11 protein-coding genes are annotated in these 21,909 nt (G+C 65.3%); 4 read left to right on the top strand and 7 right to left on the bottom strand.

Translation table 11 applies throughout. The annotated features are described in order from the left end of the window. Positions 1-5: 5 nt before the first annotated feature. Together J2Y49_RS29070 and J2Y49_RS29065 are read left to right on the top strand one after the other, a co-directional pair. Positions 6-3,119, top strand: a complete 3,114-nt coding sequence (locus tag J2Y49_RS29070) for a M10 family metallopeptidase C-terminal domain-containing protein (RefSeq protein WP_310119007.1) — start codon at positions 6-8, stop codon at positions 3,117-3,119. A 197-nt stretch (positions 3,120-3,316) separates the two neighbouring features. Continuing rightward, the gene (locus tag J2Y49_RS29065; protein ID WP_310119006.1) at positions 3,317-4,204 is read left to right on the top strand and encodes a sulfotransferase family 2 domain-containing protein; all 888 of its coding nucleotides are present in this window, start codon (positions 3,317-3,319) and stop codon (positions 4,202-4,204) included. A gap of 274 nt (positions 4,205-4,478) precedes the next feature. On the opposite strand, the gene J2Y49_RS29060 is transcribed toward J2Y49_RS29065, so the two are convergent. From J2Y49_RS29060 to J2Y49_RS29050, 3 genes are all read right to left on the bottom strand, one after another. Beyond that, positions 4,479-7,175, bottom strand: a complete 2,697-nt coding sequence (locus J2Y49_RS29060) for a glycosyltransferase family 2 protein (RefSeq protein ID WP_310119005.1) — start codon at positions 7,173-7,175, stop codon at positions 4,479-4,481. Between the two features lie 20 nt (positions 7,176-7,195). Then, the gene (locus tag J2Y49_RS29055) at positions 7,196-8,563 is read right to left on the bottom strand and encodes a glycosyltransferase family 2 protein (protein ID WP_310119004.1); all 1,368 of its coding nucleotides are present in this window, start codon (positions 8,561-8,563) and stop codon (positions 7,196-7,198) included. A 373-nt stretch (positions 8,564-8,936) separates the two neighbouring features. Then, positions 8,937-11,180: a biotin/lipoyl-binding protein gene (locus J2Y49_RS29050; protein WP_310119003.1), complete on the bottom strand. Its 2,244-nt coding sequence runs from the start codon at positions 11,178-11,180 to the stop codon at positions 8,937-8,939. 140 nt (positions 11,181-11,320) lie between these two features. Here J2Y49_RS29050 and J2Y49_RS29045 point away from each other — a divergent pair, with 140 nt between their 5' ends. Next, positions 11,321-11,548, top strand: coding sequence for an antitoxin MazE family protein (locus tag J2Y49_RS29045; RefSeq protein ID WP_310119002.1), 228 nt, complete (start codon positions 11,321-11,323; stop codon positions 11,546-11,548). After that, the gene (locus tag J2Y49_RS29040; protein WP_310119001.1) at positions 11,545-11,919 is read left to right on the top strand and encodes a type II toxin-antitoxin system PemK/MazF family toxin; all 375 of its coding nucleotides are present in this window, start codon (positions 11,545-11,547) and stop codon (positions 11,917-11,919) included. The genes J2Y49_RS29045 and J2Y49_RS29040 overlap by 4 nt, the downstream gene beginning before the upstream one ends. Positions 11,920-11,956: 37 nt before the next feature. Here the strand turns inward: J2Y49_RS29040 and J2Y49_RS29035 are convergent, their stop codons facing one another. From J2Y49_RS29035 to J2Y49_RS29020, 4 genes are all read right to left on the bottom strand, one after another. Next, positions 11,957-13,423: an HlyD family efflux transporter periplasmic adaptor subunit gene (locus tag J2Y49_RS29035; RefSeq protein WP_310119000.1), complete on the bottom strand. Its 1,467-nt coding sequence runs from the start codon at positions 13,421-13,423 to the stop codon at positions 11,957-11,959. Beyond that, positions 13,420-14,283, bottom strand: coding sequence for an efflux RND transporter periplasmic adaptor subunit (locus J2Y49_RS29030; protein WP_310118999.1), 864 nt, complete (start codon positions 14,281-14,283; stop codon positions 13,420-13,422). The genes J2Y49_RS29035 and J2Y49_RS29030 overlap by 4 nt, the downstream gene beginning before the upstream one ends. Then, positions 14,280-16,505 (bottom strand): TolC family protein, encoded by a 2,226-nt coding sequence (locus tag J2Y49_RS29025; RefSeq protein WP_310118997.1) that lies wholly within the window; start codon positions 16,503-16,505, stop codon positions 14,280-14,282. The genes J2Y49_RS29030 and J2Y49_RS29025 overlap by 4 nt, the downstream gene beginning before the upstream one ends. 85 nt (positions 16,506-16,590) lie before the next feature. Further along, positions 16,591-21,909 (bottom strand): Ig-like domain-containing protein (locus J2Y49_RS29020; RefSeq protein ID WP_310118995.1); only part of this gene is annotated, 5,319 nt, incomplete at its 5' end.

The raw sequence follows: 21,909 nt of genomic DNA, 5'->3' as shown, positions 1-21,909 counted from the left end.
CGGCCATGACGACCACCCTCTCCGACCTGTACGACGCTTCGGCCGATCCGATGCGCGCCTGTTCCTGCCTCCTGTGCAGCGCCGCCGGCTGGAGCGCCGCTCCCATCGCCGCAGGGCCGGACCCGCAGGGGGGGGTGCAGCCGCAGGGCACCCTCACCGCCACCGTCTCGACCTTGCTGGCGCCGGGAACGCCGCGCTGGGGCGGCGGCGCCGTCGGCAACGGGGCGACGGTCAGCTACAGCTTCATGGAACAGGCGCCGTCCTACGCCTCCACCTCGGACAGGAGCGGCTTCGCGCCGTTGTCCGGCGGGCAGCGCGACGCGGTGCGGCAGGCCTTCGCCGCCTGGAGCGCCGTCGCCAACATCTTCTTCGTCGAGACCTCCGACAGCGCCAACAGCGGGCAGGGCGGGTCGATCCGCATCGGCACCAACCGGCAAGGCTCCAGCGCCGCCTACGCCTATTATCCCACCGGCTCGCTCTATGACGGCGGCGGCGACATCTATCTTTCCAACAGCAGCACGACCAATGCCAGCCCGACGCAGGGCAGCTACGGCTACCTGACCATCCTGCACGAGATCGGGCACGCCATCGGGCTGAAGCATCCCGGCAACTACAACGCCACCGGCAGCGGGGGCGAGCCGCCCTACCTGTCCACGGCCGAGGACAATTACCGCTACACGCTGATGTCCTACAACCGGCACCCCAGCCTGGGCCTGAACGGGCTGGCGACGGGGCCGGCGCTGTACGACATCGCGGCGGTCCAGTACCTGTACGGCGCCAACACCGCCACCCGCATCGGCGACGACCGCTATGCCTTCGCCAGCAACACCGTCGCGGTCTCCCAAGCCATCTGGGATGCCGGCGGCACCGACACCATCGACGCCGGCGGGCAGGCGTCGGCCGTCACCATCGACCTGACGCCCGGCGCCTTCAGCTCCATCGGTCCCAACGGGTCGGGCGGGGTGGCGGTCGGCAATGTGGCGATCGCCGCGGGCGTCACCATCGAGACCGCCATCGGCGGCGGCGGCAGCGACATCCTGATCGGCAATTCCGCCAACAATCTGCTGACCGGCGGAGCGGGCGACGACACGCTGACCGGCGGGGCGGGCGACGATACGCTGCAGGGCGGCGGCGGCACCGACACCGCGGTCTACAACGGCAGCCGCGCCTCCTACACCGTCACCGTCACCGCCGACGGCGCCACCATCTCCGGCGGCGGCGAGGGCATCGACACGCTGACGGACGTCGAATACGCCCTGTTCGCCGACACCCGCATCAGCCTGATGCCTCCGGCGGTCACCGCACGGGCCGGCCGGGTTTCCATCGGCTCCTCGATCACGCTGGCCAGCCTGATCACGGCGACCGATCCGGCCGGCGGCCTCGTCACCCGGTATGAACTGGTCGACAACACCAACGGCGCCGGTTCCCTGGTGGTCGGCGGGACGGCGCAGGCGACCGGCGCCGTGGTTTCGCTGACCGCGGCGGCCTTCGCCGGCGTCACCTTCGCCGCCTCCAGCCTGACCAGCCTCGACGAGCTGTCGGTGCGCGCCTACAACGGCGTGGGTTGGAGCCGCTGGATCGGCTTCACCATCGCCTCGCGCCCGGCCAACCGGCCGCCGGCCGTCCAGGGCGACAAGACCCTGACCGTCCTGGAAGGCGGGCCAGCCATCGCGCTCGGCATCGACCGGCCGAGCGACCCGGACGAAGGCGACGGCATGACGGTGACGCTGGCCTGGCTGCCGGCCGCCGGCACGCTCCGGCTGGCCAACGGCACCGCCGTCACCGCTGGGATGACGCTCGGCACGGCCGATCTGGCCGGCCTGAGCTATCACGCCCCGATCGGCACCCCGGCATCGCCGGGCTCCTTCGCCTACACCGTCACCGACAGCCAGGGCGCGGTCAGCGGCCAGACAGTGACCTTGCGGGTGACCCCGCTGGCCGAGACGATGGCCGGCTTCGACCCGCTGGCCTATCTCGCCTCCAACCCCGATCTGGCCGCCGCCTTCGGCACCGACGCGACCGCGGCGCGCGAGCATTACCTGCGCTTCGGCCTGGGGGAGGGGCGGGCGACCCGCTCCTTCGATCCCCTTTCCTATCTCGCCGCCAACCCGGACCTGGCGGCGGCCTTCGGTACCGACCCTGCGGCGGCGAGCCGGCATTATCTGGTGTTGGGTCGGCGGGAGGGCCGGTCGGCCGGAAGCTTCGATCCGCTGGCCTATCTGGCCGCCAACCCCGACCTGGCCGCCGTCTTCGGCACTGACAGCGTCGCCGCCACCCGTCATTACCTGTCCAGCGGCCAGCGGGAGGGGCGCGGCACCCGGTTCGACGGTTACGGCTATCTGGTGTCGAACCCGGATCTGGCGGCGGCCTTCGGACTGGATCCGGTGGCGGCGGCCCGCCATTACGTGACCTCCGGCCGGACTGAGGGGCGCGGCATCACCTTCGACCCGCTGGCCTATCTGGCCGCCAACCCCGACCTTGCCGCCGCCTTCGGCACCGACACCGCCCGGGCGGCCGGCCATTACCTGTCCAGCGGCCGGCGGGAGGGGCGCAGCACCAGCTTCGACGCGCTCTCCTATCTGGCGGCGAACCGCGACCTCGCCGCCTCCATCGGCAACGACCCGGTGCGGGCGCAGGAGCATTACATCCGCTACGGCCGGCTGGAGAACCGCGCCACCAGCTTCAACGCCCACGACCATCTGCTGGCCAACCCCGACCTGCTGAGCGTCTTCTCGGGCAGCGAGCAGCAGGTGAAGCTCTATGTCGTCCTCTACGGCAATACGCCGCGGCGCGATGCCGCCGGCTTCGACGCGCTGAGCTATCTGGCCGCCAACCCGGACCTGGCCGCGCGTTTCGGCACCGATACCGCGGCCGCAACCACCCATTACCAGTCCACCGGGCAGGCGGACGGGCGTCCGACCAGGTTCAACGCGCTCGCCTATCTGACGGCCAACCCCGACCTCCAGCGTGCCTTCGGCAGCGACCAGCAGCAGGCGCTGGTCCATTTCATCCAGTATGGCCGCAATGAACCGCGCCCCAACCCGATCGGCTATGTCCGTCCGGCCTCAAGCGGTTTCGCGACGGCGGATGCCGGGCTGCTTGCCGTCGGCATGGTATAGGCGCACTGAAGTGCATCGGCTGGTACATACCGGGTGCTGGTATAGAAATCCGACAACCCCAGAAAACTTGAGGCGCCAATCAGGAACCTGCAAGCTGCCATTGTCTGGCAGCACCACCTTTTGATAGTTTTGATGTAGAGGGCATTCTGCATGGTTACCGATGCCGTAGCCCATCAGGTATGAAGCGGAGAGAAGTAGTGGCACCGGAAAGCAAGACAAAAATTCAATATGGTGCATCAGATCTTTTAGAGATCATGAATAATAATGATATATTTAGAAAAAAGCATTTAGAATTTAGCCGCAATGAGAATGTTCTATTTTGGCATGTTCCGAGAACTGCTGGGAGCAGCTTCTGGTCATTCTGTAGAACGCGCCTGAATGAGGTGTTGTTTGGGTTGGATATATTTTCTGGGTCAATGGCTGTAACACAAGACATTTACACTTGTCTGCCAATGTTGGAAGCTGGATTGTCTGCCCGCAAGCATTATGCACGCCAGTCTCCAGAAATATCAAGAAACGTCATACATCATCACACTTTGTTTCCGATTGTCGATCAAATAAAATGCACCAAAATAGTTTTATTGAGAGATCCAATAGAGAGAGTGGTAAGCTATTGGAAGCATACAGGATCTAATCTTTCTATAGATCAATTCGTTGAGGAAAATCCGTGGGTTTGCTGGAAGTACAGTCAATGTATTTATAACACTATTATTTCTGGAAATGATGAGTTTCTTCTTGCTCATCCAAGCAACTTTATGACAAAGCAGCAGCTTACTGACAGAAAATATCAAATAATTGAGCGTTTTGATGCCCTTGTCGAATCCGATGAATGGTTTTTTGGCATCAGCGAGAGGTTACAGGACACGGTTTTTGTTGTTTGTCTGTTCTTTGACGTTGTGTCGGACATAGAGGTTCCTTTCATAAACAAGTCTTTTGTGAATAAGCAAGAATTTTCGCAATCCACTGTTGACATGCTCAATGAGTATTGTTCGGTAGATATGGAAATTTATAGGAAGGCATCTAAATACATTTCACCTGTTCTGGATATTGGAGAAAAATGCCGTTCTTTGTTCGGTGCGAACTAGAGTACGATCGTTTCAGATGGAATCGTCTGAAGTGTGAGTCGCACGGAAAAGCAAATGTCTTGAGTCCATCAGATGCTTCAGTAAGCATCTGATGGACTCAAGAATAGGAATCATAGTTAATTGACGAAGATCGGTACGCGCAAACTTACCGGGGATGCGACCGAAGCGATTCAAACTTCAAGCGGCTCTCAAAAGATTTACCAAAGCTGCTTGATGAGGTTGGATCATATCAGCCCTAACCGCCATCAACTGAAACTGGCAGATATCAGCAGTATTACACGAACTCCTTCGATGCTTCCGTGCCGATTGCAGGAATGAAGGCAGATTCCACATACGTGTCAGCGTCATCCCAAATAGAGGCATCGAAAAGCTGCATAGGGTGGCCATCCTGAGCAGCGGAGGGGCCGAAACGCAGTTGCGTTGCGGTGGATGCATCAGTCATGAGAACTGCGGCAAATGAACCACATGTGCTGCCCAATTCAACACGATCTTTGCCAAGACACAACAGGACGGAAGTTCTCTTTTCCAGTGGAAGCGTACCTACAACTTTGCCTTTACGACCGGTCGCATCCATCAAAAGCAGGCGACCGTCGCCATCCACCCCGGCCGTAGCACATTCCAGACCGGCAGCATCAAGGATACCCAGCCAGACGGATTGCTTGAAGGACGTTTGGGAAAAGGAGACATCAAACATTACGCTCCGACCGGAGCCCTGCTTCCAAACAGGCAGATCGAGCACAGCTACTGCATTCCCTTGCTCGATCACCTGTTCAGAAGTAGCCATGTACCCAACATCGTCTATCCCCTTCGCCAGCTGGGGAGCCGCAATCGAAAGTGCCACTCTCCCTTCTCCGGTGAAGAGTGCATTGTTCTGATCGTTGAGCGCAAATACCGCGACCATCACATTCTGTATCTCTTGACCGACCAAACCAGACAACGTCAATTGATACCAACCATTGGCTGCTGGCTTGATGGTGGTACGCAGAGGTCCTCCAGTGTTGTCGTTGCCGGTGTCGACGACGATACCCTGATCGAGGTCAAATACGGCACCAAAGCTGATTCCCGCGTTACTGGAGCAGAAGATCCAACATTTGCGTCGCGCTTCCGGCCGTACGAACACTGAAACAGTCAGGCCATCTTTTGTGGAAATATCTGCATTCTGGTACAGGAAATGCTCGCCAGCCTCAGCATCTTCTAGAATGGCGACAGCTTGATGTTGTTCCAGGGGGGCATGCTGGACCCTCACCAAATGTCCGCCCTTGCCTGCCCATGGGTGACGGGCAGGATCGGTAGACCACAGGAACCGGTTCTCAAGTTTGCAGCCGACCATAACGCCCATCTCCGGCTGGGACTGGCGCGCTCCTCTCTGACCCGATGTCCTGAACATATCTGCCGATACGAAAGCGCCCATCGTCCTGCCTTCAGAAGCCCCTTCGACGAGCTGAGCAACTGCCATAGCCGTGGAGGCTTCGAAACGGAAGTCCGTACGATCTGCGTCGCCTACGAGGCAGCCGCTTCCATTCGGAATAAGGACATGAGCCAGAAAAGGAATTTCGAGTGCTGATGTCATTCCGCGCTTGAAGGCGCGGTGGAAAATCAGATATCGCACCCCTTCCAGAGTTCCTGAGGAGAGTAGCGAAGGGCTTCGCGAGAGAAGTGCCCAGTAGACCTGCCCTGTTGCAGCAAGGCGCTTGGCTTGGTCGGACGGAAGGGCAACGAACCGATTTGCAATACGAAGCACATCAAAGCCGAGGAAGCTTGCTTTTGCTTCCAAAGAAATTCCAGGATTCATCTGAGCACGCAAAGCACCCAACTTCTGCCGAACCTCTTCCAACCATTCCTGCTCCAGGCTGGTGGAAACTTGAGGGGGCAAAGCATCAAGCATCGTTCGGGGGGTCACTGGTCGATTCGAACTGCGTAGCACCGCATTCGTGGTGTCCGGCCAAAGCTGGTTTAGGAAAATTACAATCTTCTGGACATCATACAGCCAGTTCAGCGTTTCTTGCGGTCCTGCCGCATACTCAGTCATTATTTCGCTGAACTCTTTCTGAGTCAGCCTTTCCCTTTCGTTCTTCGTGTTGACCCAGCGCATCACCTGATCGATCAAGGTTTGAAGCACAGACCTTGAAAGGTGAAACTGACCAGTCACACCATTTTCCAGAATGGAGTGGTAAAAGTCAGCATCAATGAATTTGAGGCGCCGCAAGTTCGCGAAATGCCGCATCAACCCGATCGTCCACGGGAAGTAAAACTGCTGGGCTCTTTGTCTCCCAACCTCACCCCAAGCGGAAACTGGAGTCCCTTCAAATCGATACCGTACAAGCGGCTCATGAATGAAGATGGATTTTCTATTTTTAAAAGCCGCTATGTAGAGCGGAACGTGGCAATAGATTGGCGATATCGCGCAGAATTCGCGCCAATCCAATCCTTCGATCAAGCTTTTCCTAAATATGACAGCGGAGAAGCAGCAAACTGTGGTTACGAAGCCAAAATTCTTTACCAGCTCCAATACCGAAATATCGGATGGAACGTTTTGATTCTTAACAAGTCGGTCGTGCAGTGTTTCTCCAGACAAAGAAACTATACGAATATTGGAAAGATGGAAGTCAGCCCCACTTTCCTTGATAATATTTAGGATTTTCTCCAGAGATCCTTGTTCCGGCTCATCATCGTCGGACATGGGCCAAACATATTCGCCGCGGCACTGTGCCAGTGCGTGCAAAAGATTTTCTTCTCCTGTCGGGAGATGCTGCTCCTGGCAGAAGTAGCGGACTGCCTGGTGGTCTCGGGCGATCTCCTGAACAACCGACGCCGTATCGTCCGGAGACTGATTATCTGAAACCAGAAACTCCACCTCGCCCGACTTTGACGCCGGCTGCTCCAAAAAACGGTGTAACACATGCGCAACAAACCAAGCCCGATTATAAGTTGGAATGAGGACGGTCAGAAGAGGCTTGTTCTGGAAGGGCATTATATTCTCCGAAACCAAATTCACACGTTCTCGACAAGTGCACTGATATCATCAATCCTTTTCATTGCGTTCTCGACGCTCTGACAGATCAGACGATAGGGAAAGTGCTCATATATATTGTTATATGGAACAGTGGGTTCATGACCCCTTGAATAAGCAACCAATATATCGTTTATTATTTGAATCTTGTATCCTTTATAGTTAAGAGTCTCATTCACAGGAGCTGGGTTGGCGACAAGCGCTCCCTTAACTTCACTTGATATGGACCTTATCGTTTCAAATAGAACATCCTTGAATTTTGCCGATGCTTGATCTGATAGTGTGCTCATCCCCTTGAAAAAGGAAGCTGAGCTGGATTCAGTTGGCATGGCGTACGGCCGAGCAAGGAAGATGGCCTTCTCTAAGCGCTGAAGAAGGAATAAGTGGCGGGGAGAGGCCGTCGCGAACGCGCGGGCGATCACGCTGAAATCTTCAGCCGTCAAGGCTTCGCTTGGCTGCTGCGTCGTCAGCCAATAATCAAGCTGATCGCATACCATGCTGATGATCAGATCAGCGAGATAGGCGCGCCCGTGGGGGCCGGCCTCCTGCACGCGCTCGACGCAAATGCCAAGACGCTCAATGAGTTTGCACGCACCAACAGTCCACGAGTAAAAGCGCTTTGTTTTCGTTCTTGCCGACACGAAAGCGATTTTTTCCAGCGCAAGCCCCTCATCGTCGAAGACCATGACAAGTGGCTTGTCAATATATATTGATGGGCGATGTTTGAATGCATCAATATATATTGCAGCATGAGAATATATCGGAGAAAGTGCAAGATACTCCTCGATATTCGAGTTCTTTACCGGATCCCTACGGAAAACCGCAGAGGATATGCTTGTGATGAGGCCGAGAAAGCCAAATGCCTCAATGATATCAAGGAGATTATAAGATGGGCGCGAAAGAAGAGGCTTTGCAGATTCATGGGGAATATACGAGAAGACGCGGAGATTACCATTTGTGCTGTAGTGTGAAACATTGATGAGCATAAAGTCGTACAAATCTTTTTTACACACGTTATAGATGTATTCGACGGCGCCATCAACAAGCTTGTCATCATCGGAAACAGTCCAAACGTACTGCCCGGAGCACAAATGTATGGCATAGAAGATATTCTCTTCCCCGGAGTGATAATGTTTTTCATGCTTATGATACTTCAGAAAAGAATATTTCTCAGAAATTTCCGCAATAATACTTTCAGTATCATCATTAGAATTATTATCAGAAACAAATATCTCAACAGAACCGCTTGGCAGGGCATGAACTGCTTTAACCAAGTCTAAAATCATAGATCTCAAAAATACAGATCTATTGTAAGTAGGGACGAGAATAGTAAGAACGGGCTCTGACATTTTACGACCTTCTTCAGATTTCATCATAATATTTTGAGATAATCATGAAAGCACTAGCTCTTTCCTGGCGCTCTTTTTGCCTCCAATGTTCCGCTTACAACATAAGGCGTATGTAGTGAATTAAATCATATATAGAAGCGCTTAGCGGGTCTATAAAAAACGAGGAATTTCACATTATGTGCGATTCTGAACAATCCGCGTGGATCAGCATTGAAGTGCTCAACCCTTGGTTCGTGTAAGAGTGCAGATCAGAACCGGTCTGGGGTTGAGGACAATCAATGCCTTCAGCGCATCATACCGGGGTTTTGATAGACACTCTTAGTCCGTCATCCAATCCCACGTTCCGGTGAGCCGTGCTCACCGGAAGCTGGCGTCAAAATCCCGTTTCGCGGATCAGCACCGACGCGGCGATGCGCCAGAAGCGCTCCGCGATGCTGCGGGCCTCGCCCGCCACGCGGACGATGCCGCGGGTCACGCGCTCCGGCCCCTCCTGCGCGTTGCCTGCAGCTCCGGGCGCGATGTCGGCCTGCTCGACGTCCAGGGTGATGCGGTAGACCGCCTCCACCGGGGCGAGCGCACTGCGGCCGGCACCGCCATGCGGCTGGCCGGGCTGCGGTCCGGCCTGTCCCTCCACCGCCACCGGGCCGCCATTGACCGAGGCGAGCGCCGGCACGTCCAGAACCGATACGGCGACCGGATCGACCGCGCGCACCCGCGCCGCGCGCCGGGGAGCGAGAGGGTCGTCCGGATGGAACTCCGCCCCGGCACCCGGGCTCAGCCGGTCGAAATCGCCCTCGCCGACATAGCCGACCAGTTCGCCGCTGCCCGGCGCCACCACCATCGCCAGCGGCAGCTTCGGCCCGATCCAGCGGCCGGGGGCCAGCGCATCCTCCATGTCGCGCACGGTGCCCGACAGGGGAGCGCGCACCACCAGCCGGTCGCGGCTGTCGAGCAGCCCCTGCCGCTCGGCCAGGGCGGCGGCCAGATCCTCCTCCATCGCCCGCACGCGGTCGAGCTGCTCGCGGCTGGCGGTCATGCGGGCGATCTGTTCCTGCATCCACTCGATGCGCAGCTCCGCTTGGCGCAGCTTGCCCTCCAGGTCGGGGGCGGTCAGGCGGAACAGCGGCTCGCCCTCCACCACGCTTTGGCCGCGGGCGACCAGCGTCTCCTCCAGCCGGGCGGGGAAGGGGGCGTATACGGTGGCGAAGCCGGACGCCCGCCAGACCACCGGCACCGACACGGTGGTGGTCACCGGCAGCAGGGTCAGCCCGCCCCCCGCCGCCAGCCCGGCCAGCGTCAGCCCGGTGCGCAGGTTGACCCGGAAACGGTCGCGCAAGGACCACCAGACCTTCGCCTCGTGCAGGAGGGGCCGGGCGATGAACCAGCCGATCTCGATGACGAACAACAGGATCCCCAATACCTTGATGGCGACGTGGTAGACCAGCAGCGCGATGCCGAGGAACAGCACCAGCCGGTAGACCCAGGTGACGTAGGAATAGACCAGCAGGATGCGGCGCCGCCCCGCCGGCATCTCCTCCGGCGGGGCCATGCCCAGGCCGAATAGCCATTCCCGCAGCTTCCAGCGCGCCATGGCGAAGCCGCGCTCCTGCAGGTTGGGCACGTCCAGCGCGTCGGACAGCAGGTAATAGCCGTCGAAGCGCATGAAGGGGCTGAGGTTGATCGCCAGCGTGGTGATCCAGCTCACCGTCGCCAGGAAATAGGCGGCGCTGCGCAGCGGCCCGTCGGGCAGGAAGCTCCAGGCCAGGGTGGCGAAGACGGCGATCGTCAGCTCGGTCAGCATGCCGGCCGCCCCCACCGCCAGCCGCTGCCGGCGCGAGACCAGCCTCCAGGCGTCGGTGGTGTCGGTGTAGAGCACCGGCCACATCACCAGGAAGGCCAGCCCCATGGTCGGCACCCGGCAGCCGTAGCGCTTGGCGGTGTAGGCATGGCCCAGCTCGTGGCAGATCTTGGTGCCCAGCAGCGTGACGCCGTAGAGCGCCAGCCCTTCGGGCGAGAAGAAATGTTGGAAGGTGTGCAGGAAGGCGTCCCATTGCCGCGCCACCAGCAGCCCGGCCAGGACCGCGGTCAGCAGCACCAGGACCAGCCAGGCCCGGCTGTAGAAGGGCGCCACCAGCCCCACCGTCGCCGACAGGAAACGGTCGGGCCGCACCAGCGGGATGCGGAAGAACAGGTAGTTGTGGACCAGCCACCAGAACCAGCCGGTCTTCCGCGCCGCCGCCTGACGGGCCAGAAAGGCGGTGTCGACGGTGACGGTCAGGTTGTTGGCCGCCAGGAACTGGTAGAAGCCCATGACGTCGTCGACCGTCGGCTCGAACAGGCTCTCCTCCGCCACCGCCGCGGCGATGGCGGCCGGGTTGGCGTGGTGCCAGTGCGCGATCAGCGCGAAGGCCTCCGGCCCGATGCGGAAATAGCGGTTGCGCACCGGATCGTGGATGGTCCAGCCCGGCGCCCCGTCCTGCCCCGCCGGCGCCGGCAACAGCGCCAGATCGTCGCGCAGGCCCGGCAGCCGCATGGCGGCCCGCGGGTCGGCGGGGGCGGAACCGGCGGCGCGGAGGCTGGCAGAGGGACCGGCGGGGGGCGTGAGGGCGATGGACACGGGAGGACGGCGTCCTTTTCGGGAAAGCGGGTCAGAAATGACGTGGAGCTGTGGAGCGGAGGCGGCGCCTAGCCTGCATCGCCGTTGACGGTGTGGACGAACGGGCCCAAGTTACATGTAACCGATGATGGGAGCCCGCCATGCCCGCAATCCGCCAGAGCTCGCGCGAAAAGGTGAAGGCGCATCGTGCGCGGCTTCGGGCGCAGGGGCTGCGTCCGGTGCAGATTTGGGTCCCCGATGTCCGCAGCCCGGCCTTCGTCGCCGAAGCCCGGCGCCAGTCCCTGGCCGTTGCCCGCAGCCCGCAGGAGGCCGACGACCAGGGCTTCGTCGATGCCGCGGGCTGGGGATCGCTGGATGACGGTGAATGAAGCGGGGCGAGGTGTGGACGGTGGCCGGCGGGGCTGACTATGCGGGAAAGCCGCGTCCTGTCGTCATCCTGCAGGACGACCGCTTTTCCGGCACCGCCTCGGTCACCGTCTGTCCGTTCACGACCGATCCGACCGACGCGCCGCTGTTCCGCCGGCTGGTCCAGCCGACCGGCGGCAATGGCCTGAGCCAGTCCTCCCGCATCATGGCGGACAAGATCATGACGGTTCCGCGGGCCAAGGTCGGGAATCGGATCGGCGTGCTCGAAGCCGCCCATCTGGCCTGGATCGGCAAGGCCGTCCTCGTGTTCCTCGGTCTGGCCGGAGGCGGCTTTGCCGAGGAGGAGGCATCCGCTCAGGTCCTTGCCGAGTGATGGAGGGGGCAGGCTTTCCATCCCCGGTTCCTTCCCCTCAAATTCCCAGCGACTGGCGCAGCAGGGCCAGCGGGCGGCGGAACAGGTAGAGCGCCAGCGGCACGCGGTCGCCCAGGATCTTGGCGGTGCCGCGCAGGCCGATGCGCGGCGGGACGTCCCCCGGAGTCTGGCTCGGTTCCAGCGCCGCCTTGACACGGTAGGACAGCACGCCGGACGCCGACAGGCCGGCTTCGTAGCTGGCATGGGTCAGGCGGGCCCGGAGGGGGTGGAGCGGATCGACGTTCAGGAACAGCTCCACCGGCGAACCCGGCTCCAGAACCAGGGCGTCGCCGACCGGCACCATGATGTCGATCTCCGGCGCCTGCGGGTCGGCCAGCGTCAGCACGCGCTCGCCCACCGACAACGGCTTGCCCAGCCAGTCGTTAACGTCGGTGAAGACGGCGATGCCGGCGCGCTCGGCCTTCACCGTGACCCGGTCCAGCAGGTCGCGGGCGAGCGCCAACTCGGCCCGGCGCAGCTCCACCTGGGCGCGGAGCTGGGCGACGCGAGCCTTGGTCTGCGGATCGGCGAAGGCGGCCTGGGAGGCGGTCAGCAGTTCGGCCTCCGCCTGGGTCAGGCCCTTGCGCGCCACCTCGAAGCGGCTGCGCAGCACGGTGGAATCGAAGCTGAACAAGGGCTGTCCGGCAGCCACCGCCTGGTTCGGCTGCACATGGAAGCGCTCGATCACGCCGTCCAGCGGGGCGGCGACGATCACCGGGTTGCTGGTCTGGATCTCGGCCGGGGCCAGGGTCGACATCGGCACCGGGATGGCGAGCGCGCCGGCGGCGGCCAGCAGGACCAGCAGGGGCAGCAGGGCACGGCGCAGCCCGCGCCGCTTGGCGCGCTTGCCCGACAGCGCCCACCAGGCATGGCCGTAGCCCTCCGCCAGATGGCTCAGCAGCAGGATTTCGCCGTCGGTCCAGGGCTCGTCGCGGCCCAGCCACAGGCCGGCCAGGGGCGGAGCGGCCTTGTCCCGGTTCTCTGCTTGGGCGCCGGGCAGTGCTTCCCGGGGGGCCTCCCGCTGGGGTTCCGGCTTGCGCAGCGGGCACCACAGGACCTGTGCCGGCCCCCACTCGCCCCAGGCGCCGCGGACGTCGGCGGGCAGGGCGGCGGGGTCGACGACATGGACCGTATCGGCCTGCGCCCCGGCGGCGACGGCGCGCACCGCCTGCTCCAGCCATTGGGCGAAGGGGGCGTTCGGTTCCAGCACCGCGATGTTGGACACCGCCTCCAGCGTCGGCCGGCCCCGGTCCGCCAGGGTCAGGAAGGCGGCCTGCCGGTAGGCGATCAGCCGGCGGGTCTGGTTGACGATGTGATAGCGCAGTTCCGGCGCCGTCGCCTGCCGCCACGCCTGCCGCTGCAGTTCCAGCAGCATCAGCAGGCCGTTGACCGGCTGCGGTGCCGCTTGGGTCGTCGCTTGCGGCGCCGCCTGCTGGGGCGGGGTCTGGGCCATCACGGCGCTCATGGCTTCGCGGTTCCGGGTTTGGGAGTTCCCTGGGGAGCGCCCTGAGTCCCGGCCGGCAGCGCCGACAGCGCCGGTTCGGGGAAGATGGCGGTGCCGCTCATGCCGGCGACAAGCGCCTGGGACGGAGCATCGCCTGTCAGCTTCGCCGTCACCTTCACCGATTGGCTGGCCGGATCGACCTTGGCGCCGGGCAGCACCACCTCGCCCGGCAGGGTGACCCCGGTCTCGTCGACCCGCAGGTCGAAGCGCTGCCCCGGCCTCAGCCACACCAGCCAGGAGGAGGGGACGATCAGCTCCACCTTCAGGTCGCGGTCGGACAGGATCTCCAGCAGCGGCGCGCCGGCGGCGACCGACTCATGCTCCTGGATCCGGCGTTCGACCGCGCGGCCGTCGAAGGGCGCCTTGATCTCGCAGCGCCGGGCCTGCACCTCCGCCTTGCGGACGTCGGCGCGGGCGACCTGGGCCTTCGCCTCGGCCAGCTGCACCTCCGCCTCGCCGATGGAGCGCAGGCTGTTCAGGCGCCGGTTGACCCGCGCCGTCACGTCCGCGGCGTTCAGCTGGGCGCGGGCGGCGTCCAGCTCCGCCTGATAGCTGGCGCAGTCGAAGGCAACCAGCAGGTCGCCGGCCTTGAAGCTCTGGCCGGCATCGACGCTCATGCGGGCGATGCGGCCGGGGATCTCGGAGGACAGGACCGCATGCCGCCGGGCCTCGATCAGCGCGCGGACCTGCCCCTGGGATGAGTCCTGGGCCAAGGCCGGGGCGGAGGCGAGGCCCCCGCCCAGCAGGACGGCGCCCAGCAGGACGGCCACGAATGCGGCGGCTTGGGCGGTGGCTTTGGCCGCAGCACCAGGACGGATCACAGCGACGCGACCCTGCCCATCGGCAGGCCGTCGAACTGGATGTCCTGAGCCGAGAGGGTACGAACGGTGCATTCCCGCTGCTTGTCCTTCACACGATGACAGAACCGCTCGGCCGCGGCGCGGTCGGCGAAACCGCCTGCGCGCAGTTGGACGATCGGCTTGCCGTCCTCGCTGCGCCGGGTGGTGACGTACAGGGCGCCGGCCCCTTCCGTTCCCGTTCCCAGGCGTTTGGCGATCATACCCCATTCCTGTTCGGCAAGCCTGTGGCTTGCGTAAGCCCCAAGCTCGGCCTGTATAACGGGAGAGAAGGACGCCGTCGCAACCGGAGCGGCGACGGAAGGCGATTGTTTCGCTGCCGTAACGGGGGCGGGGGCAGGGGAGGGGGGCGCAATCGGAGCCGGAACCGGAACCGGGGCCGGGGCCTGTTCGGGTTCCGGGGCAGGCTTTGCGGAAGACGCCAGAACGAAAGGCGTGGAGGCCGGAGCCGGTTCGGCCGCCGCGGCCTTCGGCGCTTCCGCAGCCGGAGCGGGGGGCGCAACGGAGGCCGCAACAGGGGCCGGGGCCGGCGCGGCCGGCGCGGCCGCCATGGGCACCGCCGCCTTGGCGGGCTCCGGCTTCACCGGTTCGGCCTTCGCCGGCTCCGGCTTTTCGGCCTTGGCCGCGTCCTTCGCCACCAACTCTTTCACGCGGAGCATGCTGTTGGCGCGCTCCTGCCAGGAGGACAGGCCCTTGCCCACCGCCTGGGTCAGGCTGGGCAGGTCGTCGGCGGCCATCGTCTCGGGCAGCGGATCGACGCCGGCCGACACCATGACGCGGGCATAGGCGTTGTGCAGGTCGGCCAGCACCAGGTCGCGGCGCAGATCGGACAGCAGCGCCGTTACCTCCGACTGGATCACGCCCAGCTCGCCCACCTGGCCGGCCTCGCCGACGTTGGTGTATTGCGAGCGGATGCGGGTGTCGAGGTCGGCCTGCTCGGCGGTCAGGGCGAATTCCTGCTTCAGTTCGCGGAACTGCAGCACCGCCACATGCACCTGGCTCAGCACCGCCATGCTCAGCGCCTGACGGCGGAAGGCGACCAGCTCCTCCTGCGCCTCGGCGTAGGACTTGGTGGCGGGGGCGGAGACCAGGTTGATCAGGTTCCAGCTGATCCGCGCGCCGTAATCGGCCCAGCGCTGGTTCAGCAGGAAGCTGTTGCTGTCGTAGCGCAGGGCGGTATTGACGTCGATGCCCGGCAGCAGCTTCAGCAGCGACCGCCAGGTCTCGTCGGCGGAGATGCGCTGGTTGTAGCTCTCCTCCAGCAGCTCCGGCCGGTTCAGCAGGGCGTAGGTCTCCAGCGCCTCCACCGCGACATCCAGCTTGGGCGGCGCCTTCATGACGCTGGCCGGCGGCAGCTCGATCTCGAACGGCTCGCCCGGCGGCAGCCCCATCAGCGCGCCCAGCTGCGACTTCGCCGCCACCAGCTCGCGCCGCAGCGACTGCAGCTGGCGCAGGGTCTCCACCAGGGTACGGGTGTAGGTCAGCGCCTGCAGCGGGGCCTGGACGCGCAGCGCCTCCAGCGTGCGGGCGTCGCGGCGCGCACCCTCCACCCGCTTCTCCACCGGCTCCAGCCGCTTCAGCAGCCGTTCGGCGGCCACGGCGCGCCAATAGGCGGTGCGCACGTCCTGCATGATGCCCTGGACGACGCGGCGGCGGCGCTCGTCGGCGATCAGCACCAGATTGGCGTTCTGCCGCGCCCGCAGATAGCTGACGCCGAAATCCAGCACGTTCCAGGTGAAGGCGAGATCGCCGGTGCGGCGGTGCTTGTCGGTGGCGGTGGTGCTCTCGCCCGTGCGCCGGCCGGTGGCGAGGTTCAGGCTTTCCGACCCGGCGTCGTTGTTGCGCCCGACATAGCCGGCGCCGGCCACCACGCGCGGCAGCATGTCGTAGCGCGACAGGTCCAGCTGGTCGGTGGCGACCGCCACCTCCATCAGCTTCACGCGTTCGTCGAGGTTGTACTTGATGGCGCGCGCCATCGCCTCGTCCATCGAGACCGCCTTGGTCAGCGGCTCCTGCGGGGCCATCACGACCCCCAGATCCTTGCGCACGCGCGCCAGATTCTCCTCGGCCGTCAGCGGCTCGGGTTTGACCGCGCAGCCCGCGGCCAGCAGGGATGCCGTCAGGACGGCGACGGGAACCACCGAAGAAAGCAAGCGGCGGCGGAGTTGAGCGGTCGAAGTCTTCATGGCGGGAGCAATTCCGTTCGGCGGAAAAGGATTGGACGAGGAAACGATGCTGGAAGGAAGGGGTACTGAAAGGGGTGGGCCGCCGTCAGGCGGCCCGGCTGTCGGGCAGGATGTGGCTGGCGAGTGCCGCCAGCAGGTCGGCGGCGCCGGCCGGACCGCCATGGGCGCGGGCGACCTGACGGGCGAAGCCGGGGGAGGCCGGCATGATCTCGGCACGGTCGTCCGCACCACGCTCCGCCGGCTGTCCGGCCCCGTCCGCCGGGGTGCCGCCGCCATCCTGGGGGGCGTCCTGGTTCTGGGGCTGGTTCTGGTTTTGCGGCTGGCCCTGCGGCTGGTCCTGTCCTTGGCCTTGCTGGCCCTGACCCTGACCCTGCTGGCCCTGCAGACCCTGGGTCCCCGGCTGTCCGGCCGCCGGGCCGCGGCCCTGTCCGGTGCCGAGGCCGTTGCCCCGCTCCTGGCCCAAGCCTTGTCCCTGTCCTTGGCCCTGGCCCTGACCGTTGTTCAGGCCGTTGCCCTGCGTGCCGGTCTGGCCGGGAGTGCTTTGGCCAGGAGTGCTTTGGCCGGGAGTGCCCTGGCCGCCGGTATTGGTGCCGGTGCCGAGGCCCGTGCCCGTTCCGGTCCCCCCGGGCGTGCCGCCGGTGCCGAGGCCGCTGCCCAATCCATTGCCGCCCAGGCCATTGCCGCCCAAACCGCTGCCGCCGAGGCCGCCGCCGTTCAGGCCGCCGCCAAGGCTGCCGCCCAGACCGCTGCCCAAACCACCGCCCAAACCACCGCCCAAACCACCGCCCAAACCACCGCCGAGCCCGCTTCCCCCCAGCCCGCTGCCGGAGCCGCTGCTGGAGTTGGACGAGCCGCCGCCGATGCTGTTCAGCGTCACCGACCGGCCGGCATCCGTGCTGGACGAACCGCCGCTGATGTTGCCCAGCGTCACCGACCGGCCGGCGTCCGTGCTGGACGAACCGCCGCTGATGTTGCCCAGCGTCACCGACCGGCCGGCATCCGTGCTGGACGAACCGCCGGGGGTTCCGCCACTGGTGCCGCTGGCGCCGCCGCCCGGCAGCGTCGGTCCGGCCCCGGTGTTGCCGGTGCCGCCCAATGCGCTGTTGGAGGAGCTGTTGGAGGACGGGCCGTTGGACGAGGAGCCGGTCGTCGAGCTGCCGGACTGCGACGGGCCGTTGCCGCTGACGGTGACGGGCGTGGTCGTCGCCGGGGTCGTGTTGGTGGTGGTCGTGCTGGCGCGGGCCACCGTGACCGTGACCGTCGCCGCGGCCGAGCTGTTGCCGGCAAGGTCGCGGGCCTGGATGCTGATCGACCGGCTGGCCGCCGTCCCGGCGAAGCTCGGGTCGCCGGCGCTCGACCGCAGCCCGATCGCCCGCACCGCCGCCTGATAGTCGGCGGCCGACGCCGCGCCGGTCAGCACGATGCTGTTGCCGTCACGGGTCGCGGTGATGCCGGCCGGCAGGGCGCCGATCACCAGCTCGTCGCCGCTGCGGGCGTCGGTCAGGGTGACCGTCACCCGGTTCAGCGAACTGGCGTCCGACAGCGAGACGGCGGAGCCCAGCGTCGCCGTGCCGCCGGCGCTCAGCGTCGGGGCGGTCCCGCCGGCGGAGACCGTCGGGGCCTGGGTGTCCACCGTCAGGCTCAGCGTTCCCGACCGGCCGATGTTGCCGGCGCGGTCGGTGGCGGTGGTCGTCACGCTGTGCGGGCCGTCGGCCAGCGGGGCGACGACGGCGAAGCTCCAGGACCCGTCGCTGCCGGCGGTGGCCGTGCCGACGGTGACGCCGTCGATGATGACGGTGACCGTGCTGTTCGGATCGGCGGTGCCGGTCAGGATCGGGCGGTTGACCGGGGTGACGTTGGCCGCGTTGTCGATACCGCCGGAGATGGCGGGGGTCGACAGCACCGGCGGCGTGGCGTCGACGGTCAGGGTCAGCGCCGCCGAGGTGCCGCTGCCGTTGCCGGCCGGGTCGGTCGCCCGGCTGGTGATGGCATGGGTGCCGTCGGGCAGCGGGGTGGTCAGCGTGTAGCTCCAGCTGCCGTCGGTTCCGGCGGTGGTGGTGCCGACCGCCACGCCGTCGACCAGGACGGTGACTGTGGAGCCGGCTTCCGCCGTGCCGCCGACGGTCGGACGGTTGATGTTGGTCAGCCCGTCGGTGGTGGAGACGCCGGTGTCCTGTCCGGGCGCCAGCACCGGGACCGAGGGGGTGGCCGGGGCGACGGTGTCGACCAGGACGTTCTGCAGGCCCGGCATGCCGGTCAGCGTCGAGGGCAGCGGGATGCGGGCACGGTCGGTGATGCTGCCGCCGTTGTAGTTCAGTCCGGTGACGGCGATGCCGTCGGCGTCGGCGTCACCCGCCTGCACCACATAGTCGAAGCGCAGGACCGTCCCGCTGCTGGCCGCCGGGTTGTAGACCGCCTGACGGGTCTGGCCGCCGACGTCCAGCGTGATCGTCGGGACACCGTTGACGATCACCACCTCGCTGGTCTGGACATAGAAGCTCATCGTCCGGCCGACGCCGTAGGTGCCGTCGGTGGGCGCGACGATGTTGCGGATCGTCGGCGCCGTGGTGTCGATGGCTATGTCCTTGTTCAGGCCCAGCGACCGCACGTCACCCGGCATGGTCAGGGTCAGGACCCCGGCGTTGCCGGCGGTGTCCGTGATCGACCCGGTCAGCGCCGAGCTGCTGACGGCGTCCAGATCGGCGGCGGTGTCGCCGGCCTGCACCGTGTAGGTGAAGGTCAGCGTGTTGGTGCCGGCCCCGCTGCTGTAGGTGGCGGTGCGGCCGGTGTTCAGCGCCAGCGTCGGGGTGCCGTTGACGGTCACCGCCTCACTGAAGGTCACCTGGATCGAGATGGTCTCGCCGGTGGTGTAGGTGCCGTTCTCGGTGCCGGCGGTGACGTTGGTGACGGTGGGATGGACGCTGTCGATGCGCACGGCCCCCATGCCGGCGACGCCGTTCAGCGTGCGGATCGCGCTGTTGCCGACCAGATCGGCGATGCTGCCGCCGCTGATCGAGCCGCCGATGCCGATGCCGTCGGCATCGACCAGGTTGGTGCCCACGGTGTAGCGGAAGGTCAGCGCGGTGCCGCCCGACCCCGACAGGTAGGTCGCCTGCACTACTGTGCCGTTGTCCAGCGTGATGCCGAAGGTCGGCGTGCCGGTGACGGTGACCGCCTCGTTGAAGGTGACGGTGACGTCGATGGTCTCGCCGGCCCGGTAGGTGCCGTTCACCGCCGAGACGGAGCTGACCGTCGGGGCCGCGGTGTCGATGACGATCGCCTTGTTGGCGCCCAGCGAACTGGCGCCCCCCGGCGCCGCCAGCGTCAGGATCGCGTCCAGGCTGGTGGAGCTGTCGGCGATGCCGCCGCCGTTCAGCGTCAGCGCAGCCGTCGAGGCGTAGTCGAGGTCGGTCGCGTTGTCGCCGTCCTGCACCGTGTAGGTGAAGGTCAGCGTGGTCGTCCCCGACCCGCCGCTGTAGGTGGCGTTGCGGCCGATGTTCAGCGCCAGCGTCGGCGTGCCGGTGACCGTCACCGCCCGGTTGAAGGTGACGGTGACGGTGACGGTGCTGCCGGCCTTGTAGGTGCCGTCGGCGGTGGTGGCGGTGACCGACGAGACGGTCGGGTTGACGATGGCGTTCAGCACCAGGTCGTTGCCGGTGCCGCCGACATAGTCGACGGTGTAGAGGTCGCCGTTGCTGGTCATGGTGGCGCCCTGCGCCAGCCCGGACAGCGTGTTGGACACCGCCCCGACCCCGGTCTGGTCGATGACCGTATAGCTGGAGTTGGTGGCGGCGAAGCCGTTGACACGGGTCACGGTGACGGCGCTGGAGCCGCCGGACAGCGTGACGCCGCCGCTGACGATCACCTGGTCGTAGTTGGTGCCGGGGGAGCCGGTGCCGGCGATCTCGACCGCCAGGGTGCCGCTCATCGACAGGTTGCCGTTGACGGTCAGCGTGCCGATGCCGTTGCTGATGCCGGCGACGCCGGGCGCCAGCGTGGCGCCGGAGGCCACCGTCAGCGTGCTGGACGAGCCGGCGGCGAAGATGCTGCCGGTGCCGCCCAGCGTGGCACCGGAGGCCACCGTCATTCCGGAGGTGCCGTTCAGCGCGCCCGTCACCAACAGGGTGCCCGCGGACACCGTGGTCGGGCCGGCATAGGTGCTGGTGCCCGACAGGGTCAGCGTGCCTGTGCCGGTCTTGGTCAGCGCGTCGTTGCCGCCGATGGCGCCGGACAGCGTCACGGCGACGCCGGTGTCGATGGTGGCGCCGTTGACCCCGGTGTCGAAGGCGTTGTCGATGGTGCCCGCCCCGGTGACGCTCAGCGTGCCGCCGTTCAGCGTCACGGTGCCGCCGCCCAGGTTGGCGTCGCCGGCCACGCTCAGCGTGCCGCCGCCCCGCACCGTCGTGGTGCCGGTGAAGCCGCCGCTGTTGGTGCCCGACAGGGTCAGGGTGCCGGTGCCCAGCTTGGTCAGGCCGCCGGTGCCGGTCAGGATGCCGGAGAAGGTCGTGCTGCCGTTGTCGCCGCCGGCGCTCAGGGTGTTGGCGCCGAGCGCCACGGTGCCGGCCCCGGCGAGCGAGCCCACGGTCTCGCTGGCCGACAGGGTCAGGGTGGTGTCGGTGCCGACCGACACCGCACTGCTGTCGCTGATCGCCGAGCCGCCGGACACCGTCAGCCCGCCGCCCGACAGGGTGGTGGTGCCGGTGTAGGTGTTGGCGCCCGACAGGGTCAGCGTGCCGGTGCCGGTCTTGGTCAGGCCGCCGGTGCCGCCGATCGCGCCGGAGAAGCTGGTGCTGCTGTTGTCGGCACCGGCCGTCAAGGTGTAGCTGCCCAGCGTCACCGAACCGGATCCTGCCAGCGAACCGATGGTCTCTGCCGCCCCCAGGCTCAGGAAGGCGCCGAAGCTGACCGTCACCGCGCCCGCATCGGCGATGGCGCTGCCACCGTTCAGCGTCAGCGTGCCGGCCGACACGGCGGTGGCGCCGGTGTGGCTGTTGGCCCCCGACAGGGTCAGGCTGCCGGAACCGCTCTTGGTGAAGCTGCCGGTGCCGCTGATGACGCCCGACAGGGTGGCGCTGTTGGTGGTGCTGACCGTGGCGCCGTTGCTGCCGGCGGTGACGGCGTTGGAGACGGTGGCGCCGGTGCCGGTGATCGCCAGCGTGCCGCCGTTGAGCGTCACGCTGCCGCTGCCCAGGTTGCTGCCGCCGGTCACCGACAGAGTGCCGGCGGTGACGCCGGTGGTGCCGGTGTAAGTGTTGGTGCCGGACAGGGTCAGCGTGCCGGTGCCGGTCTTTGCCAGGTTGCCGGTGCCGGACAGCACGCCGGAGAAGGTCGTGCTGCTGTTGTCGCCGCCGGCCGTCAGGGTGTAGCTGCCCAGCGTCACCGAACCGGCACCGGCGAGCGAGCC

Source organism: Azospirillum sp. BE72, from assembly GCF_031455875.1.
Classification (GTDB): Bacteria; Pseudomonadota; Alphaproteobacteria; order Azospirillales; family Azospirillaceae; genus Azospirillum.
Note: the sequence above shows the minus strand (reverse complement) of the source record. Positions and strands in the feature narration are given on the sequence as shown.